The sequence below is a fragment of the Halotolerantifilum yawarlongkerapense genome (assembly GCF_054506745.1).
On sequence record NZ_CP199719.1, the window covers coordinates 1148138 to 1164406 of the forward strand.

Consider the following 16269-nt stretch of genomic DNA (forward strand, 5'->3'; position numbering starts at 1 on the left):
CCCATTAAAATTCTTGAACGTTATTATGACATTCGACACAACCACATTATATGCAAGAATTTCAGGAAAGCGTTTTTTATCACATATTTCTCTGATGAAATTAAAAAAAAGTGCTCTTGGACCAACGGTATGTGTTCTTGGGTCGTCCGACCTGCCCGTGCATGGGGATGACCTCGAGTCTTTCATCTTCAATCAGGTGACGCACGTAGCGGTGCACGGTCTGATAGGCCAAGTTGAGGGCGGCGGCGGCTTCATCCATAGTCACGGCCTCCGTCTGCTTTTCGAAATACTCGCTGATCAGCGCCAGAGTGGCAGGACTGATGCCTTTTTCGAGAAAAACGCTCTCCTTCTCCTCAAGCATCTTCTCCTCCACCTCCTGGATCCGAAGGTTGACCGTAATGCGCGCGATCAGATCAGGAGCCTTAATGGGTTTGATCGCGAAGTCCGTGGCCCCTACCTCCATGAAGCGGTCGGCGATCTCCTGTCTTTCATCCACCGTCAGCACCAGAATAGCCATGGCCTGGAATTTTTTTCGGAGCTTTTTTACCGTCTTCAGTCCATCCCATCCTGGCATATGATAATCCACGATCGCCAGATGCGGACGCCAGGTGTGACAGATTTCGTACCCCTCCTCGCCATCCGCACCCGTTCGTACGGCGTGCCCGGCCATCTTGCAGATTTCACTTAAAGTGAACCGAATATCCTCCTCATCATCGATGATCACGATGCGTTTCGTTTCCGTAGCCATTTCAAGCCTCCTCATCCGTCTTAAAGGGTAACGACACAGTGAAGATCGTTCCCTTCCCCACCATCGACTCAACTGTGATGTCGCCACCGTGTTCCGTAACGATTTTCTTGGCAAAGCTTAGTCCAATCCCCGAGCTACCTCGACTCGAATGGCCCATCTCGAATATCTGTTGAAGATGATCCGGAGGAATGCCCATACCATTATCGATCACCCGAATACAAATCCGGTCATCCCTTCGATCGGCCCTGAGTTCAATCCGCTTGAGCTCTTCAGAAGAAGGGGCCAAGTTCGCGTTTTCAACCAGGTTTACGAAAGCCCTGACAACTCGGACGCGGTTGATGGTCAGGGGTGGGAGACCCTCCTTTACATCCTCGATGAACTCGACCCGCTCTTCTTCCATGGGTGACTGCGCACGGATCATGCGAACGAGGTCCTTCACCTGCACCCGCTGTCGCGAAGATTCATAGAGAAAACTAGTGATCATATCTGTCATCTTATCCACGGCCCCATCGATTCGTGACGTGTAGGTCTGGATTTTCTCCGCATCTACCGCCATACCCAGGAGCGAATTCAGGCCTCGAATCGTCACCAGTGGGGTTTTTAAATCGTGAGCCAGTGCATTGATCTCCTCATGAATGCGGCTTTCCATGGCCGTCCCCCTCAGCCGGGTGAGCTCCCGCTCGTTGGCGTGTTGTGTGGCCATCATCTCGAGGTGACGCTTGTGATTGTAGAAGACGCGGGCCGTCAGAAGCGCTGAAAAGAAGAGGGGGACCAAGAAACCCGCTCCGACGAAATTCAATAAGAAATGACTATCGAGGTAATCGCCCGCCACCTTGATGCTCGTGGGCAGATCCGTCGTTCCCATACCATAGGGGTCGAAAAGGGGCATCATGGCCACCCAGGCCGTGGCCACAAAGAGCTGGATCCCGATGACGAGCACGGGAAACACCGCCAGTCCCTTTTCATCCACCGGGGCAATGAAGAGCTGGGTCAGCAGGAGCCCTAGCACCAGTGGGTAAACTTCCATGGGGAGACGGTAAAGTGCCCCGATGGCAAGGAGGGATAGTAACGTGAGACCCATGCCCGTCAAATCGTGTAACCACCCTCGCTTCATTCGAGATAACAACAGGTGGATACCCATGTAGATCATCATCCCGATGGTCGCCGAGGCGAAGGCGCCGATGGCGCCTGCGTAAATAAGATGTCCGCTGTTTCCAGACGTGATCGCCTCCCGAACGGAAACAATGGCCCGCAACCAGAGCCCTTCAAAAAAAGCCGGTAGTAAAAAGCCGAAAAACAAGCAGATGAGTCCGATCGTTCTTTTTCCTGCGTAACGATTCATCGGACCCTCCTAACGAAAAATCGATGCGAGCGGTTCTGAAAACGACGCCACACCTTCCACGAGCGTCAAAGGCACACCGGCCTCCTCGCTCCTGTCGCTGATCCAACCATCGTAGTCGCCTTCAATGGTAGCAATCACATACTCGGACACGTCAATCGATCTCGCCAAGAGTTCATCCGTTTCCCGACCACGGCGTCCCGCACCACCGGGAAAGAGCGTAATCATCGGAAGACCCCGTTCTTCTACGACCGCGTAGAGCAGCTCCAGACGCTCGATCTCGCTTTCCATTTCTTCACTCTTCAGGCGCTCGCCAAAGTCGCTGTAACCGACCACGACCAGGATGGTCTCAATCTCCTCGAGGTCTTTTGCCGTGGCACCGGGCATAAAGAAATTCTGTATACGCAAACCGTTTGCCAGATCCTTGACCAGATAGGTATCCGTGCTCTGACCGGCCGAGGTGATCAGCGCCCGCTCCTCACCAATAGGTCGGGGAAGGGTGGGGAGGGTGGACTCAAAAGACTCACGTTGCAGGGTGGTGTAGGCGTAGAACGTGGAGACCATCAAAAGAAGCAAACCGAGGGCGGGTACCACACCGGCTCTGTTCAGTAGTTTTTTCATTTTACCGTCACCTCATTGAGTAGATCGTTCCCGCTAGCCAGTGGCCGGTAGCCCTGTACTTGCCTAGACACGCCGATAGCTGGCATCGTGTGGACCAGGGGAACAGCCGGGGTTTCTTCGTAAATCATCTCCTGCATCTCACGGTACAAACTGATGCGGAAGGACCGGTCCGTCGTCTCGCGGGCTCTCTTGAGCAGCTCATCTACCTCCGGATTCGAATAAAAGCTATAGTTAAAGGCAATTCCAGGTTTGCGGTGTTCCGAAGTGAAAAAAGTGTAGAGGAAATTGTCCGGATCCGGTTGGTCGGCATTCCAACCGATGAGCGCCAAGTGGTGTTCACCCTCCTTGATCTTCTCGAGGTAATGATCCCAGGGCAGACTGATCACTTCGATCTCGATTCCCGCCGCATCGAACTGGTCTCTCAGATAGGTCGCCAGGCCAAGGGGATCTGGGAAATAAGTTCTAGGTGTCGTCATCACCCAGAGGCTGATCGGTTCTTGTCGATCGCCTGCCGCCTCACCCCAAAGACGCTTGGCCAGGTCAAGATCATAAGACCGCGAAGTGATTTTCTCATGATAGCCCCAGAGTACAGGTGGCAGGAAGGAATGTGCCTCTCTGGCCACGTTTCCAAAGACCTCCTCGATCATCTTCTCCTTGTCGACAAGGTGGGCAATGGCCTCTCGCGCCCGCACATCATCGAAGGGTGGTTTCGTGTTATTGATGGCCAGGTAGCCGAGATTCAGAAACTGCTGGCGGTGGAGGATCAGGTCGGGATCTCCCACCACTTCCTCTGCATCCTGCGGTTTCAGATTGTACGCGATATCAACGGTACCTTCCTCTAGCAAGGCGTGACGATCCTCACTTTCCGGCACGGTGAGAAAGACCAGGCGACCGACCCCGCTAATCTCACCCCAGTAATCGTCATGGCGCTCAAGGACCAGTTCCTCCCCCTGTTCCCAACGGACAAAACGAAAGGGGCCCGTTCCCACGGGATGAAGAAACAGGTCATCATTGTACGTGACGATGGCCTCGGGAGATGCGATGGCAAAGGCCGGCATGCTGAGTGTACTAAGAAAGGGAGCATAGGGCCTTTCCAGAATGATCTCGAGCGATCGGTCGGAGAGTGCTGTCACACTCTCGATAATCCCCGGAAAACCTCCGAAGTTATAGAAGTAGTAGCTGAAATTGCCGCATGAAAGGGGCTCTGGTCATTCATCCACCGCTCAAAGTTGAAGGCGACGGCCTCTGCATCACAAAGAGTTCCATCGTGAAAGGGAACGTCTTCCCTGATCCGAAAGGTCCACCGGAGACCATCTTCACTGCTCTGCCAGGATTCGGCGAGCAGTGGTTGGATCTCCCCACTGGTTTCGTCCGTATAAACCAGGGTCTCAAATAGATTCACCGTGACTTTGAAGGCCTCGGTCTCCGTGGCTGTCGCTGGATCCAAGCCGATGGCATCGTTGGTGCGGGCGATCACAAGCTCCGTATCATCCACCGGTTCTTCGCATCCTATGGTCAAGAGGGTTACCAAGAGCAACAACCCCATCCATCTCTTACTTTTCATTGATCTTCACCTTCCTGTCTTACCACCATTGTACCAAAAAGACAGCACGGGACCCAAGTAAAGAAAAAAAGCCGTCCGGTACGGACGACTCAATCGAGGATAATAATTTTTTTCAGGACCTTCTGCACCATCGGTACAACGAGCATCGATGACGGTACGGCATTGAACAACCCATGACTGAAGTCACGGGATTCGGTTATCGCCTTAGGCGACGACCACTTTTTCCTGTTTCACCGGCCACCGCTTGGATTGCAAGAGCAACCCAAGTCTTACAAATCCTCCTACAGAGCTGGGCTCTGCTCACAAATGTGACAGGCGCTTCCCGTTGTCCCAACGGTGCAGGTACACTTGGTACCGGTTATGCTTAGGCTGAGATGCCTAGCATTTCTAAACCCTGTTTTCTGATGTTCATGGCTGCATTCTCATCCCGTTCGTGCTCAGCACCGCAGTGACTACAACACCACTCTCTGTCGCTCAGCGTAAGGGCGATGTGTTTCTCCCCACAGGAAGAACAAATCTTGGATGAGGCATACCAACGGTCGATCTGCACAAGATACTTTCCCTGCCACTCTAGTTTGTACTTCAGGAAGGCGATGAACTGAGACCATCCCGCATCTGATATGGCTTTCGATAGCTTCTTGTTCTTGACCATGCCCTTGATACTCAGTGTTTCCAGTACGACCACTTGGTTTTCGTTGGCCAACCGGGTACTCAGTTTGTGGGCGAAGTCTTTTCGCTGGTTTGCTATATGGGCATGCAAATTGGCTATTTTTTGTGCTACCTTCTTGTAATTCTGTGAATCGAGCTGTTTCTTGGCCAACTTCCGTTGGAGCTTGGCCAGCTTCTTCTCCGACGCCTTGATGTACTTGGCTCTTTCGATGAACGCGGTGTTTTCACCATTGGAGATGGTGGCGAAGGTCTTGAGGCCAAGATCAACACCGACGGCTTTCGAAGCGTCAATACTCTGGATCTCCAAGGGCTTTACCAACTCGATCGTCTCTTCGAGAGCAAGGGAAACATAATACTTAGAACCCTTCAGGGTGATCGTCGCTTTTAAGATCCTTGCATGACCCCCTCTGACTTTCTTGAGTATCCCCTTATTTCTTGCTGTCTTTACTTTTGCCATGGACACCTTCCCAAGTTTCGGTATCTTGATGTGAGAAGAACCAATGATTTCGATGTTGTTATTCGTCATCTTGGTTGTATAGGCCTTCTTAGCGCTACGTTTTGATTTGAACTTCGGATATCGGTTTTGACGAGTGAAGAAGCGAACGTACGCATCTTCGACATGTTCACAAGCCGCTTCTAAAGCAAATTTGTCGACCTCTTTCAAGAAACCATAGTCCTCAGAGGACTTCAGTGGCACCATGGTCTCCTTCTTGTATCTACCAACCGAAAGTTTCTTTCCATTCTCCTTATAATAGGTTTTCCTCGCATCGAGATACTTATTGTAGATTAACCTGGCACATCCAATGTTCTTGTTGATGAGAATCGCCTGTTCCTCAGTAGGATAAACACGAAGAACAAGGCCATAGTGTTTCAACTGAAGACCCTGCTTAGCCAATATCGCATTCTTTTCTTTGACCGTCATTCGTTTACCCATGAGTACTCCTTCTCCTTTTGAGACTGGCGTATCTTCGGATTTGATTTTCATCAGTAGATGTGCATAATTCCATCTGTGAGCTGCAGCAAACTGCATTCATTTCATTCTTGGCGAATCTAAAATATTGTCACTCATCATGTCTTTTGGGTATGAAAACCCAAAGTTACGACTCGAATGTATATCGTTACCACTTCAAAGTTCTTCTGTCAATGAAATCACCTTTCTATTATTGTAACATATGTTCTGTTCCTTCGACAGGAAATATTGAGCACATTGCGCGAAAAAAAACGCCCTAACTCACGACTGAAGTCACGAGTGTGCAGGCGCTAAATCATCAAATACCCTATGAAGAAGGACTCCGCCCATAGGTTTAAGAAATTCTTTGTGACGCCATGGTAGATGACCGTCATAAAAAAAGAAATGGAAAGGGAAATCCCGAAGGAAGCCAGCATGGCTGACACAATGTTTTCATAGCGTTTGGGAATTTTCATGATACGCCTCCTCGTTTCTGCGTCCATTATAGAATAGCACCTTGTCCACATCAATTTTTTTATGAAAAGTGCACAAAGCGACCCGCATCGCCTCCAATTGTAACCCTCTATCAATTCTCCTAATTTCTTCTAGATATTGACGGTCAGATCAGGGGTTGTTAAAATAAAAGGGACATCGGAAGAATCAGATAACTTGATGTCGACGGTTCACACTTCTATTTTTTGGAGGAATTATTTATGAAAACTGGTACGGTCAAATGGTTCAACCCTGAAAAAGGCTTTGGCTTCATCTCGATCGAAGGAGAGGACGATGTATTTGTTCACTTCTCTGGCATCGTGAGCGAAGGATTCAAGACGCTCGAGGAAGGTCAATCGGTTGAGTTCGAAATCGTTGAAGGTGATCGGGGTCCCATCGCCAGTAACGTCGTAAAACTATAGATCCACCACAAAGCCAAGAAAAGAGTAGAGCCCATGCATGGGCTCTACTCTTTTCTTCATTTTTCGAATATGATGACTTCTTGGTATGATACGCTCGTTTGATCTAGGGCAGATTCAGATCCCTGGGGGATTACAATGGTTTGCGGGTCTCCATCGGATACATAGCGACGGTTGGGATTTTGTCTCATGATCTCCAACCAGTCCGTAAGCTGCAGGTCACCATCACCACTTTGCACACGATTGATTCTCCTGAAATCAAAAGCCTCGTGATAGGGCGGGAACTCCGGTCGCCAGCCCACTTTCAAAATGGCCTCATGGGCATATTCAAAACCTTCGTACTCACCGGTCACCACGTAGGCATCCCGCGCCTCGTCGGAAGGTCGCTCGCCATAGGGGAGAGCTAACCACGCGACACGGTAGTCTGGATCCTCTACCCAGTTTTCAATCTGCCGTGCGTTTTTGCCCAAGGTTTCTAGTATTTCGTAACCACTGAGTTCGTCGAGATGCTCGTGTCCGTAGGAATGATTCCCGATATCCATCCCCCGCTCCACGATGTAATTGATCTTTTCTTCAACATAGTCCGCTTCTCCGAAGGGCGTGTACCCATTGAGAAAGAACGTTGCCTCTAAGTCGAAATCTTCATACCGCTCGTGAAAACTCTCCAAAATCCCTACAACCGAGTCAGGATCAACCACGCGTTCACCATCCACCTCGATATAGCGGAAATTAGTGATGTGCCCGTCGTCGAAAGTTAACACGAAGGGGGTGGTTCCCATGGGGGTAGTCACCCGACCGTTCACATAGTCAGACAAGGAAACGGGCCGATAGCCCTCGTCGTAGAGTGTTTGCAGGTCTTTCTTAAAATCCTCCACACGTCTGGCATAAGCGGTATTCTCTTCGGCTAGGTTATGGTACATAATCACCATCACCTCACCCATTTCGTTGACCGAGTGAGCCCTGTACTCCTCTTCAGTCGGTGGTGCGGGTTCTTCCGGGGTCGTCATTTTCTCCTCCGCGGGTGCAGGTTCCTCTTCCGCAGGAGCTTCTTCAGGAATGGGATGAACCGGTGCAGGTTCTTCTACCACGACCTCGGGCGCTACCACCTGCCCTGCGTCCACTTCATCCGATTCTGCTACTGCGCACCCCGTGAGTAGCACCGCTAGGGTGGCCACGATTAGGATCTTTCTCATCTACAGATCACCTCTACAATTTTCTCGTTTCCTTCACTCTACATTTTTAATATGTACGTGAAGTGAAGTCGAAAGCGGTTCTTTTTCTACCCATTGCTTTATGATATACTGTGAGTGTTGAATACAATGAGGTGGTGCATCATGTTCTCGAACAATACACAAGAAGAAGTTCGTAAAAAAATTACGATCTTACATATTCTCAGTGAGTTTAACCTACCGCTGACCAACGACCAGGCCACCGAGTTTATTCTCGAACACAACCTGCTCAATTATTTCGAACTACAACAGTACCTTTCCGACCTCGTGAAAGGTCAAATGATCGAGGTCTCCGAAAGTGATCAGGAAAAATATTTCGTTCTATCGGAGAAAGGGCGCGATGCCCTCAATTTCTTCGACGACCGACTGGACCAAATGCAGCGGCAGCACCTGAACGATCTGATTGAAACAAAGAAGAAACGCTTCGTCGTTCACACCCGCATCTTTGCCGATTACCAAAGACTCGATGATGATGACTTTCTCGTGCATCTGAGGGTCAACGAAAACGACGCAGATCTGATCGATCTCAAGCTGACCGTCGTATCCAATGAGCACGCCAAGCTAATCTGCCGCCACTGGAAGAACAACGCCCAGTTCCTCTATGGAGACATTTTGGGCCTATTGGTCAGCGAACAGTAGATAACCTTCACGCATGTGAACAACCCCGCTCTTTTCTACAGAGCGGGGTTGTTTTTCCTTACAACCGATGTGCCTCCAAGTCACGACCGAGCTCGGACAAATTGGAGTAGATACGTTGTACGCGCTCCTCGAAGCGGCGGACCTGCGCATCATCTAGGGCGCGACCACCGAGTAGCACTTGGACCGGTAGATCGGCCAGCGCTTCTATCATATGGTCCAATGCGTTTATGTGATCGGGGATTGAAACAGAGAGGGCAACGTGCGTTACCTTCTCCTTCTCGATCATCGCCTGCAAACCGGAGAAAGGTACCGATGACCCGATATACAGGGCACGCCATCCTGACGCTCGGAAGAGCAGGTGCATCATCTTCAGCGGTAGCGTGTGCCTTTCCACAGCGGGCGTAGTCAAAATCACAGTGCCATGGGTTTCTGCTGTGCCTAAGGAAAGCTCTAGTTTCGATAGAACACGCTCGGTGACTGCAGTAGCGTAGTGTTCCGTGGCCTCGGATATCACTTTTCTCTCCCAAAGGGCACCGATCGCTACCATGGACGGTCGAAGGACCCCTTCGAGTAACGTCACTAGAGAATACCCACGACTGCTAAGGCCAAGGATCAAATCGGTCGCCTGCTGTTCTTGATGTGCAACGAGAAGAGAGGTATAGCGATCGATCGCCTCATCTTCCGTCTCAAGGTGCTCTACTACAGCATCTGTCTCTCGCATCGGTTCTCTTCCGAGCAGTTCATCGAGACTTACCAGCAACGTGTCTGCCAAGGCCATGAGCACTCTCTCGCTCGGAAACCGATCGTTGCTTTCATAGTGGGCGATCGTAGACTGGCCAACACCCACAGCCGCACCAAGCGCCTTCTGGTTCATCCGCATTTTCTTACGTTGTCTCTTCAAACGTTCACCGAAGGTTGCCATGTGCATCACTCTCCTTGCTTTGAAAAAAAGGGTGCCGAAGCACCCTCATTAGTTTACCATTTTTTTCGACTTGCTGCATACCCTGCTAATCCGATCATTGATGAGATCAGCAGTGGGAGCATCCCGACATCTCCCGTTTTGGGGAGTGTGGTGTCCTCTTCCACTGATTCAAGTACGAATCCCTGGGGTACGAGCACCTCGTCGATCACGTGGATCACACCGTTGGATGCTTCGATGTCCGCGGCCACGACAGAGGAACTGTTCGCCTTGACACCATCGGAGAGATCGAAAGCAATCGACTCACCCTGTAGTGTGGGGGCTTCGAGTCCATCTGATAAGTCTGAACTCATCACTTGACCGGAGACTACGTGGTACAGAAGTACTTCAGCCAGCTGAGGTTGCGCCATGAGCTCGGCCGGAGTGATGTCCAGTGCTGCCAAGAGCGATTCAAAAGCTGCGTTGGTGGGTGCAAAGACGGTGAAGGGACCTTCACCCTGCAAGGCTTCAACGAGTTCCGCACGCTGTAGTAACATGACCAGCATGCTGAAGTTTTCATCTGAGAGAGCAATATCCACGATATCGGCTTCTGCTTCCTCTTCTTCAGGTTGCTCCAGACTGAAGCTATCGGGGACGAGGACGCTGTCGATCACGTGGATCACACCGTTCTCAGCTTCAATATCAGCTGTAACGACGGATGCGTTATCGATCATAACACCCATTGATAGGTCGACCATGAGGGATTCACCCTGAAGTGTGGGTGCTTCCATACCATCGGAAAGATCTGTACTCATCACTTGGCCGGAGACCACGTGATAGAGAAGCACTTCTGCCAACTGCGGATGTCCCAAAAGATCTCCCGCTTCGATATCGAGTGCAGCTAATAACTCAGCAAATGCTGCATTCGTCGGTGCGAAGACGGTAAAGGGACCCTCTCCTTGCAGCGCCTCAACTAATTCAGCTTCTTGGAGTGCGCTGACCAAAATGGAAAAATCATCATTGGAAACGGCAATTTCGACGATAGACTGATCATTTGCAAAACCGGGGACCGATACGACGATCATCATCATGACGATCAGAAGACTAAACAACCTTTTCATGAGTAGTACCTCCTCAATTCATTATCACAGTAAGTGCTTTCGATGTCTGAATAATATCACGTAATGTAATTTATGTCAAGGATAATTGAAAATAATTCTCAAATTTTCTCGAATATTATTCCTTTATGTGATATAATGCAGTTGGAGGTGAACATGATGATGCGTCGAATCTTTCTCTTCTTGATCATTGCATCCCTTGTCCTGTTGGGCTACAGGGTGTATTCCCTCGAGAAGACACAACGTGCCTACAATGCACTGTCAGATACACACACGGGGATCGAAAGGGCTGCCGTCCGAGAAATTGAGGTTGCAGATGATCGGGTTTCTTTTGATCAGCAGGAGGAGCTTATCACCTACACCCGCCATCCCTTCCGCGACCTCCTCGATGAGAACAGCGACTTTTCGGGGTGGTTACAGGTTCCGAACACGGCTATCTCGTACCCGGTGGTCAAATCGAGCGACAATGAATACTATCTTGATCGCGACTTCTATGGTAACAAAACGCCCGCCGGTTCCATTTTCATGGATTATCGAAACCTCGGGTCGGGTCTAGACACACATACGATTTTGTACGGTCATAATATGAAGGACGGAACCATGTTCCACAACCTACGCTATTTCAAAGACCTCGACTTTTTCCAGAACAACCGCAGGATCACAGTGGAAACACTCTATGGCGAAAAAACCTATGAAATTTTTTCCGTTTACCCTGTGAGCGCAGAAACCTACACCCTTTCGCTTGAGGTGGATCCAGATTATACCGCCTCACTGCTCGATCGATCCATACACGGGACACTTTCCTTAGACATTCCCGCAGAAGCGAAACTACTCACTCTCGCCACTTGTACCTATGAAGTAGACGATGGCCGCCTCATCCTTCATGCCTACGAAATTGAAACACCCCCCGGTCCAGATCTGGACTAGAGGGTGTTTTTTTCTTACTCTCTGCGCAATCGCTTGACCAGTTCGATGATCATCACCGGTGCAGCTCCGCCTGCGAGCACGAGAGCCCAATGGTCGAAACCTATTCCCGTCGTTCCCAGTATGCCTTGCAAGAAGGGCACGTAGAGGGCAACCAACTGCAATGCAACCGAGATCACGATGGCCATCATCATGAATCGGTTTTGAAAGAAGGACTTATCGAATCCACTCGATGCTTTCTTCCGTACGAAAATCAAGTAAAAGAATTGTCCGAAGGCCATAGTGGTAAAGGCGGTGCTTCGTGCCAGCACTTCTTCCGTTCCACCATTGATGAGCAGGAAGAAGACCGCTAGCGAACCCAGCGAAAGCACTAGACCGGACGACCCTATTTCCATCAAAAAGGACTTGTTCATGATGGAGGAATCCGGCTGACGTGGCGTACGATCCATGACAGCCTCTTCGGCGTTCTCCCAGGCCAAGCTCATGGCGGGCAACACATCCACCACCAGGTTCAACCAGAGGATCTGCAATGCCGTGATCGGCATGGGAAGATTCAACAGAATACTGAAGAAAATCACGAGAATCTCGATGAAATTACAGGTGAAAAGGAACTTCACGAACTTCTCAATATTATCGAAAATCACCCGTCCCTCTCGCACCGCGTTGACGATGGTCGAGAACTTGTCGTCTACTAAAATCATGTCGGAGGCTTCTTTCGCCACCTCGGTTCCCCGGATACCCATCGCGATGCCAATATCGGCCTCTTTGAGTGCAGGCGCATCATTCACACCATCACCCGTCATCGCCGTCACGTGCCGATCGTCGTTCAGCGCTTTTAAGATGGTCATCTTATCCCTTGGTGAAACGCGGGCAAAAATCGATGTGTCCGCGATTGTTTGGTCGAGTTCTTCTTCGGACAAAGAGGACAGCTCCGCCCCGGTGATCACATGATCATAGTTGTCGATTCCAATCATCTCCGCTATGGCCGATGCTGTTCGCGGGTGATCGCCGGTGATCATAAGCACGCGGATGCCGGCGTGCTGGGCTTCTTTGATCGCCTGCTTCACATCCTCCCGCGGTGGATCGAGAATCCCCAGCACACCGAGAAACGTCACCTGTCCTTCGATGCTACTGCGAATCCCTTCCTCTGATTGTTCTCCCCGGTAGTCGGGGACGCGACCAACACCGATGGTCCTGAGCCCTTGTGAGGTATAGGTGGTCAGGTCCTCTTCCACCTGCTGCCGCTCTTTCTCCGAGAGCCCCGCCAACTCCATGAGCACATCGGTGGCACCCTTCAAATAAAGGTGGTGGGTACCTTCTTGTTCGTACAGCGAGGCCATGTACTTGTCATCGCTATTGAAGGTTTTCTCCACCACACGATCCCCGATGCGCGACTCCAGCTCCTCACGCACGATCCCTGCCTTTTTCCCGAGGACCACGACGCTACCGTCAGTGGGATCTCCAACAATTTCAAAACCCTTTTCCTCCTCCGAAAGAGAAGCATTACTCGCCAGCACGCCGGCCTCAATGAAGCTTCTGAGCTCATCATCCTTCTCAATATTGACGTCTTCGCCATCGCGCGTGATCTTTCCCTCGGGTTCATAACCGGTACCGGAAACCTCGAAGGAACCTCCGTTCGAGAGGAAGAAATTCTTGACCGTCATCTGATTTTCCGTCAGCGTGCCGGTTTTGTCCGTGCAGATATACGTCGTGGACCCAAGGGTCTCGACCGCCGGCAGGGTCTTCACCAGGGCGTTGTGATCGGCCATGGTCCGCATGCCAATCGATAGCGTCATGGTCGATACCGCCGGTAGGGATTCCGGCACCGAGGCGATCGCAAGGATGATCCCCAGTTTGATCATGGTGGCGACGGCCTCACCGGACAGGATTCCGATGACCACGATGATTGCTGTGATGATTGCACTCACGAAGACGAGGGTCTTTCCCATGCGATCGAGCTGCTCATCGAGGGGAGATTTACGATCCTCTACATTGGCCATCATCTCGCTGATCTGACCGATCTCCGTATCATGGCCCGTGGCGGTGACCACAGCATGGGCATTTCCGCGCGTGGCAGCCGTACCCATGTAGACCATGTTCAGCCGATCCCCCAGTGCGGTCTCCTCTTCTCCCATGAAGGTTTGATCTTTATCTACGGATTCCGACTCCCCTGTGAGCGCGGATTCGATCGCAGCAAAACTCTGCGTTTTGATCAGACGTGCATCAGCGGTGATGGCATCCCCCTCTTCAAGAAAAAGGAGATCTCCCGGCACGATCTTGACGGAGCTGATCTGCTTGGTCTTGCCATCACGAATCACCTTCGCCTCAGTGATGACCATCTCCTGGAGTGCTGCAACGGATTGTTGTGCCTTGTACTCCGAGAAAAAGCCGGAAACGACGGCAATGAGCACCGCGACCAGAATGGCGATGGCCTCAATGGTTTCACCCATGAAAAACGATACGGCCGATGCCAAGAGCAGCAGGTAGACGATCACATTATGTATGTTGCTGAGCAGAATTTCAAACGGTGATACCTGCTCTTCTGTTTCAATGCGATTCTCCCCATGCTCTTCCAGACGCTTCTCTGCTTCTTTCTGGGTAAGGCCCTTCTCAGGATCGGTTTCCACGTTCGTTATCACTGTCTCAATATCTTTCTGATATGCGCTATCGATCAATGCGCTCACCTCTCACTCTCTTCACGATTGCCCGCTGTCTCTTACTTTTAGGAATATACCCTGTCCTCCCCACCTTTAACCGTTTGGTCACAAGCGGAAACCATGACGACCGATCACAATGAAAAAAGCGTTCCGGTCCGTCACACCTCGGGGTGTTCGGATCAGAACGCGATATTAAGCTTGATCGTTCAATGGTCTGACCATCGCGATAACGCGATGCATCTTCTTTCCAAAGGGAAGGGGCTCTGTGCGAAGTACCTCTTGAAAACCCCGGCTACTCCAAAAACGGTAGGCTCCCTCGTTTAACTCGATTACCCCCACGCGGAGTCGATCCAGTCCTTGCGCAGCGGCCTTTCCCGCCAGTCGCTCCACTGCCTCTCGACCAACACCCTGTCCGCGATAGGACGGATCAATCAGGAGCAGGCCGATCAGCGCGGTCTTGTCATCGGGAAATCCCCTCACGAAATCTACAACGCCGATAAGCTTATGCTCTTCGAAAAGTCCGAGGACCTCTTTCGCATCAGCTGCTGTCTCCGGTGGCAGATTTTCGAAGAGTTCATCACAGCTTAGGGGCCTTTTCACCAGAGGCCATGAGAAAATAATCCGCACAACGGCTGTACAAGGTGAAAATTCCCTGTTCTTCACCGCGTTCCAGGGGATTGATCAGCATGAGATTATACCTCTGCCGTGAGTCTTGCGTTCATGTACGTACGGACGGCTCCAATCATGTAGAGCGAGCCAAAGGCCACTAGCGCCTCATCTGAAGCGAGGTCCACCAGGGCATCCTCGGCGGCTTCCTCGATCTCATCAAAGATCACCACATGCGCACGGGGTTTGTAGGTCCAGATCTTCTGCCTGAGTGCTTCGGGGGGGAGCGCCCGTGGATTGTCCGGTCGTGTCAGCACGAAGCTGTCGAAGTATGGAATCACCTGTTTGACCATCTCATCGACCTCTTTATCGGCCAAAATCCCGAAGAGGGCCCGTTTGGGTTTCCCCGGGAGGATCTCATCCAGCGTACGGGTCAGGCCCATGATTCCCGCCAGGTTGTGGGCGCCGTCGATGATGATCATCGGATCTTTCGATAGGATTTCGAATCTCCCCGGCCACTTGGCCTTGGCCAGGCCCCACCGGATGTCTTCCTCCGAGAGCATCACGAGGTCAGCTGCCTGCAGAGCCCGGCAGGTTTCGATCGCCAGGATGGCATTCTCCACCTGGTAAAGACCCACCAGTGTGATTTGGTAGGCATGGTTCTCATAGGAAAACTGGATTCCGTCGAGTCCCTTAGAGAGAATTTTGTGGTGCATGACATCCGCTTGTAAGAGCGGGGCTTCTCGCTCTTCTGCTATGCTTGTGATGACCGCCTCTGCTTCCGGTTCTTGTTTGCCCAAGATCACGGGACGCCCCGACTTGATGATACCCGCTTTCTCACGGGCGATCGCTGCGAGATTCGTACCCAGGTACGCTTGGTGGTCCATGGCTACAGGCGTAATCACCGAGGCCAGTGGTTTTTCAATCACATTCGTGGCATCCAGTCGCCCGCCGAGACCGACTTCGAGCACTAGGAAATCGACCTTTTGACGTTGGAAGTAGAGAAATCCAATGGCTGTGACAATTTCAAATTCCGTTGGGTGTGCATTCCCCTTGTCCAGCAAGCGGTTGACCGCCTCCCTCACCTCGGCTGTGAGTTTTGCGAGCATCTCGCGCGGAATCTCCTCCGTGTTCACCTTGATCCGTTCGGTGAACCGCTCGAGATATGGAGATGTGTAGAGCCCCACGCGATAACCCGCCTGCATGAGGATACTCTGGATGAAGGCCGAAGTGGAGCCCTTACCATTGGTGCCAGCCACATGGACTACCTTTAATTTTTCCTGCGGGTTACCCAGCTCGGCGAGAAGGGCCCGAATGTTGTCGAGCCCTAGCTTCGCGCCGAAAGCGTAGGTTCCGTGGATATACGCTATGGCTTGTTCGTAAGTCATGGTCATCCC

Annotated in this window: 16 protein-coding genes; 3 read left to right on the forward strand and 13 right to left on the reverse strand. The window is 51.3% G+C overall.

What is annotated here, in order from left to right:
- Positions 1–100 precede the first annotated feature (100 nt).
- The 7 genes from ACULM0_RS05595 to ACULM0_RS05625 form a co-directional block, all read right to left on the reverse strand.
- Positions 101–748 (reverse strand): response regulator, encoded by a 648-nt coding sequence (locus ACULM0_RS05595; RefSeq protein ID WP_463679443.1) that lies wholly within the window; start codon positions 746–748, stop codon positions 101–103.
- A 1-nt stretch (position 749) separates the two neighbouring features.
- Positions 750–2090, reverse strand: coding sequence for a sensor histidine kinase (locus ACULM0_RS05600; RefSeq protein WP_463679444.1), 1341 nt, complete (start codon positions 2088–2090; stop codon positions 750–752).
- A gap of 9 nt (positions 2091–2099) precedes the next feature.
- A complete protein-coding gene (locus tag ACULM0_RS05605; RefSeq protein ID WP_463679445.1) occupies positions 2100–2708 on the reverse strand; it encodes a DUF6305 family protein in 609 nt (202 codons plus the stop codon).
- Positions 2705–3841 carry an ABC transporter substrate-binding protein gene (locus ACULM0_RS05610; RefSeq protein ID WP_463679446.1) on the reverse strand — a complete coding sequence of 379 codons (1137 nt, stop codon included), beginning with the start codon at positions 3839–3841 and terminating at the stop codon, positions 2705–2707. Before ACULM0_RS05610 ends, ACULM0_RS05605 begins: the two co-directional genes overlap by 4 nt.
- Positions 3838–4272 carry an ABC transporter substrate-binding protein gene (locus tag ACULM0_RS05615; RefSeq protein ID WP_463679447.1) on the reverse strand — a complete coding sequence of 145 codons (435 nt, stop codon included), beginning with the start codon at positions 4270–4272 and terminating at the stop codon, positions 3838–3840. Before ACULM0_RS05615 ends, ACULM0_RS05610 begins: the two co-directional genes overlap by 4 nt.
- Before the next feature lie 364 nt (positions 4273–4636).
- On the reverse strand, positions 4637–5875 hold the full coding sequence (locus ACULM0_RS05620; RefSeq protein WP_463679448.1) for an RNA-guided endonuclease TnpB family protein: 1239 nt from the start codon (positions 5873–5875) through the stop codon (positions 4637–4639).
- Positions 5876–6201: 326 nt separating this feature from the next.
- Positions 6202–6366, reverse strand: a complete 165-nt coding sequence (locus ACULM0_RS05625; RefSeq protein WP_463679449.1) for a DUF2798 domain-containing protein — start codon at positions 6364–6366, stop codon at positions 6202–6204.
- Positions 6367–6603: 237 nt separating this feature from the next.
- Between ACULM0_RS05625 and ACULM0_RS05630 the strand changes: the two genes are divergently transcribed.
- Complete coding sequence (locus tag ACULM0_RS05630) at positions 6604–6804, forward strand: cold-shock protein (RefSeq protein ID WP_463679450.1); 201 nt, start codon at positions 6604–6606, stop codon at positions 6802–6804.
- 56 nt (positions 6805–6860) lie between these two features.
- Here ACULM0_RS05630 and ACULM0_RS05635 read toward each other — a convergent pair whose 3' ends face one another.
- The gene (locus tag ACULM0_RS05635; RefSeq protein ID WP_463679451.1) at positions 6861–7994 is read right to left on the reverse strand and encodes a polysaccharide deacetylase family protein; all 1134 of its coding nucleotides are present in this window, start codon (positions 7992–7994) and stop codon (positions 6861–6863) included.
- A gap of 141 nt (positions 7995–8135) precedes the next feature.
- On the opposite strand from ACULM0_RS05635, the gene ACULM0_RS05640 reads away from it, so the two are divergent.
- Entirely contained in the window at positions 8136–8669 is a 534-nt protein-coding gene (locus tag ACULM0_RS05640) for a DUF4364 family protein (RefSeq protein WP_463679452.1), read from the forward strand.
- A 58-nt stretch (positions 8670–8727) separates the two neighbouring features.
- Here ACULM0_RS05640 and ACULM0_RS05645 read toward each other — a convergent pair whose 3' ends face one another.
- Complete coding sequence (locus ACULM0_RS05645; RefSeq protein ID WP_463679453.1) at positions 8728–9591, reverse strand: helix-turn-helix domain-containing protein; 864 nt, start codon at positions 9589–9591, stop codon at positions 8728–8730.
- A gap of 53 nt (positions 9592–9644) precedes the next feature.
- Positions 9645–10688 carry a fasciclin domain-containing protein gene (locus ACULM0_RS05650; RefSeq protein ID WP_463679454.1) on the reverse strand — a complete coding sequence of 348 codons (1044 nt, stop codon included), beginning with the start codon at positions 10686–10688 and terminating at the stop codon, positions 9645–9647.
- A gap of 153 nt (positions 10689–10841) precedes the next feature.
- Here ACULM0_RS05650 and srtB point away from each other — a divergent pair, with 153 nt between their 5' ends.
- The gene (gene srtB, locus ACULM0_RS05655) at positions 10842–11612 is read left to right on the forward strand and encodes a class B sortase (RefSeq protein ID WP_463679455.1); all 771 of its coding nucleotides are present in this window, start codon (positions 10842–10844) and stop codon (positions 11610–11612) included.
- A 14-nt stretch (positions 11613–11626) separates the two neighbouring features.
- On the opposite strand, the gene ACULM0_RS05660 is transcribed toward srtB, so the two are convergent.
- From ACULM0_RS05660 to ACULM0_RS05670, 3 genes are all read right to left on the reverse strand, one after another.
- Entirely contained in the window at positions 11627–14284 is a 2658-nt protein-coding gene (locus tag ACULM0_RS05660) for a cation-translocating P-type ATPase (RefSeq protein ID WP_463679456.1), read from the reverse strand.
- Positions 14285–14458: 174 nt separating this feature from the next.
- The gene (locus ACULM0_RS05665) at positions 14459–14866 is read right to left on the reverse strand and encodes a GNAT family N-acetyltransferase (RefSeq protein WP_463679457.1); all 408 of its coding nucleotides are present in this window, start codon (positions 14864–14866) and stop codon (positions 14459–14461) included.
- 92 nt (positions 14867–14958) lie between these two features.
- Positions 14959–16260: a bifunctional folylpolyglutamate synthase/dihydrofolate synthase gene (locus ACULM0_RS05670; protein ID WP_463679458.1), complete on the reverse strand. Its 1302-nt coding sequence runs from the start codon at positions 16258–16260 to the stop codon at positions 14959–14961.
- Between the last annotated feature and the right edge of the window lie 9 nt (positions 16261–16269).

Coding starts and splice junctions, on each gene's coding strand:
- ACULM0_RS05670 (WP_463679458.1), bottom strand. CDS start 16,260: ATGACTTACGAACAAGCCATAGCGTATATCCACGGAACCTACGCTTTC.
- ACULM0_RS05615 (WP_463679447.1), bottom strand. CDS start 4,272: ATGAAAAGTAAGAGATGGATGGGGTTGTTGCTCTTGGTAACCCTCTTG.
- ACULM0_RS05620 (WP_463679448.1), bottom strand. CDS start 5,875: ATGGGTAAACGAATGACGGTCAAAGAAAAGAATGCGATATTGGCTAAG.
- ACULM0_RS05640 (WP_463679452.1), top strand. CDS start 8,136: ATGTTCTCGAACAATACACAAGAAGAAGTTCGTAAAAAAATTACGATC.
- ACULM0_RS05605 (WP_463679445.1), bottom strand. CDS start 2,708: ATGAAAAAACTACTGAACAGAGCCGGTGTGGTACCCGCCCTCGGTTTG.
- ACULM0_RS05600 (WP_463679444.1), bottom strand. CDS start 2,090: ATGAATCGTTACGCAGGAAAAAGAACGATCGGACTCATCTGCTTGTTT.
- ACULM0_RS05630 (WP_463679450.1), top strand. CDS start 6,604: ATGAAAACTGGTACGGTCAAATGGTTCAACCCTGAAAAAGGCTTTGGC.
- ACULM0_RS05650 (WP_463679454.1), bottom strand. CDS start 10,688: ATGAAAAGGTTGTTTAGTCTTCTGATCGTCATGATGATGATCGTCGTA.
- ACULM0_RS05635 (WP_463679451.1), bottom strand. CDS start 7,994: ATGAGAAAGATCCTAATCGTGGCCACCCTAGCGGTGCTACTCACGGGG.
- ACULM0_RS05595 (WP_463679443.1), bottom strand. CDS start 748: ATGGCTACGGAAACGAAACGCATCGTGATCATCGATGATGAGGAGGAT.
- ACULM0_RS05645 (WP_463679453.1), bottom strand. CDS start 9,591: ATGGCAACCTTCGGTGAACGTTTGAAGAGACAACGTAAGAAAATGCGG.
- srtB (WP_463679455.1), top strand. CDS start 10,842: ATGATGATGCGTCGAATCTTTCTCTTCTTGATCATTGCATCCCTTGTC.
- ACULM0_RS05625 (WP_463679449.1), bottom strand. CDS start 6,366: ATGAAAATTCCCAAACGCTATGAAAACATTGTGTCAGCCATGCTGGCT.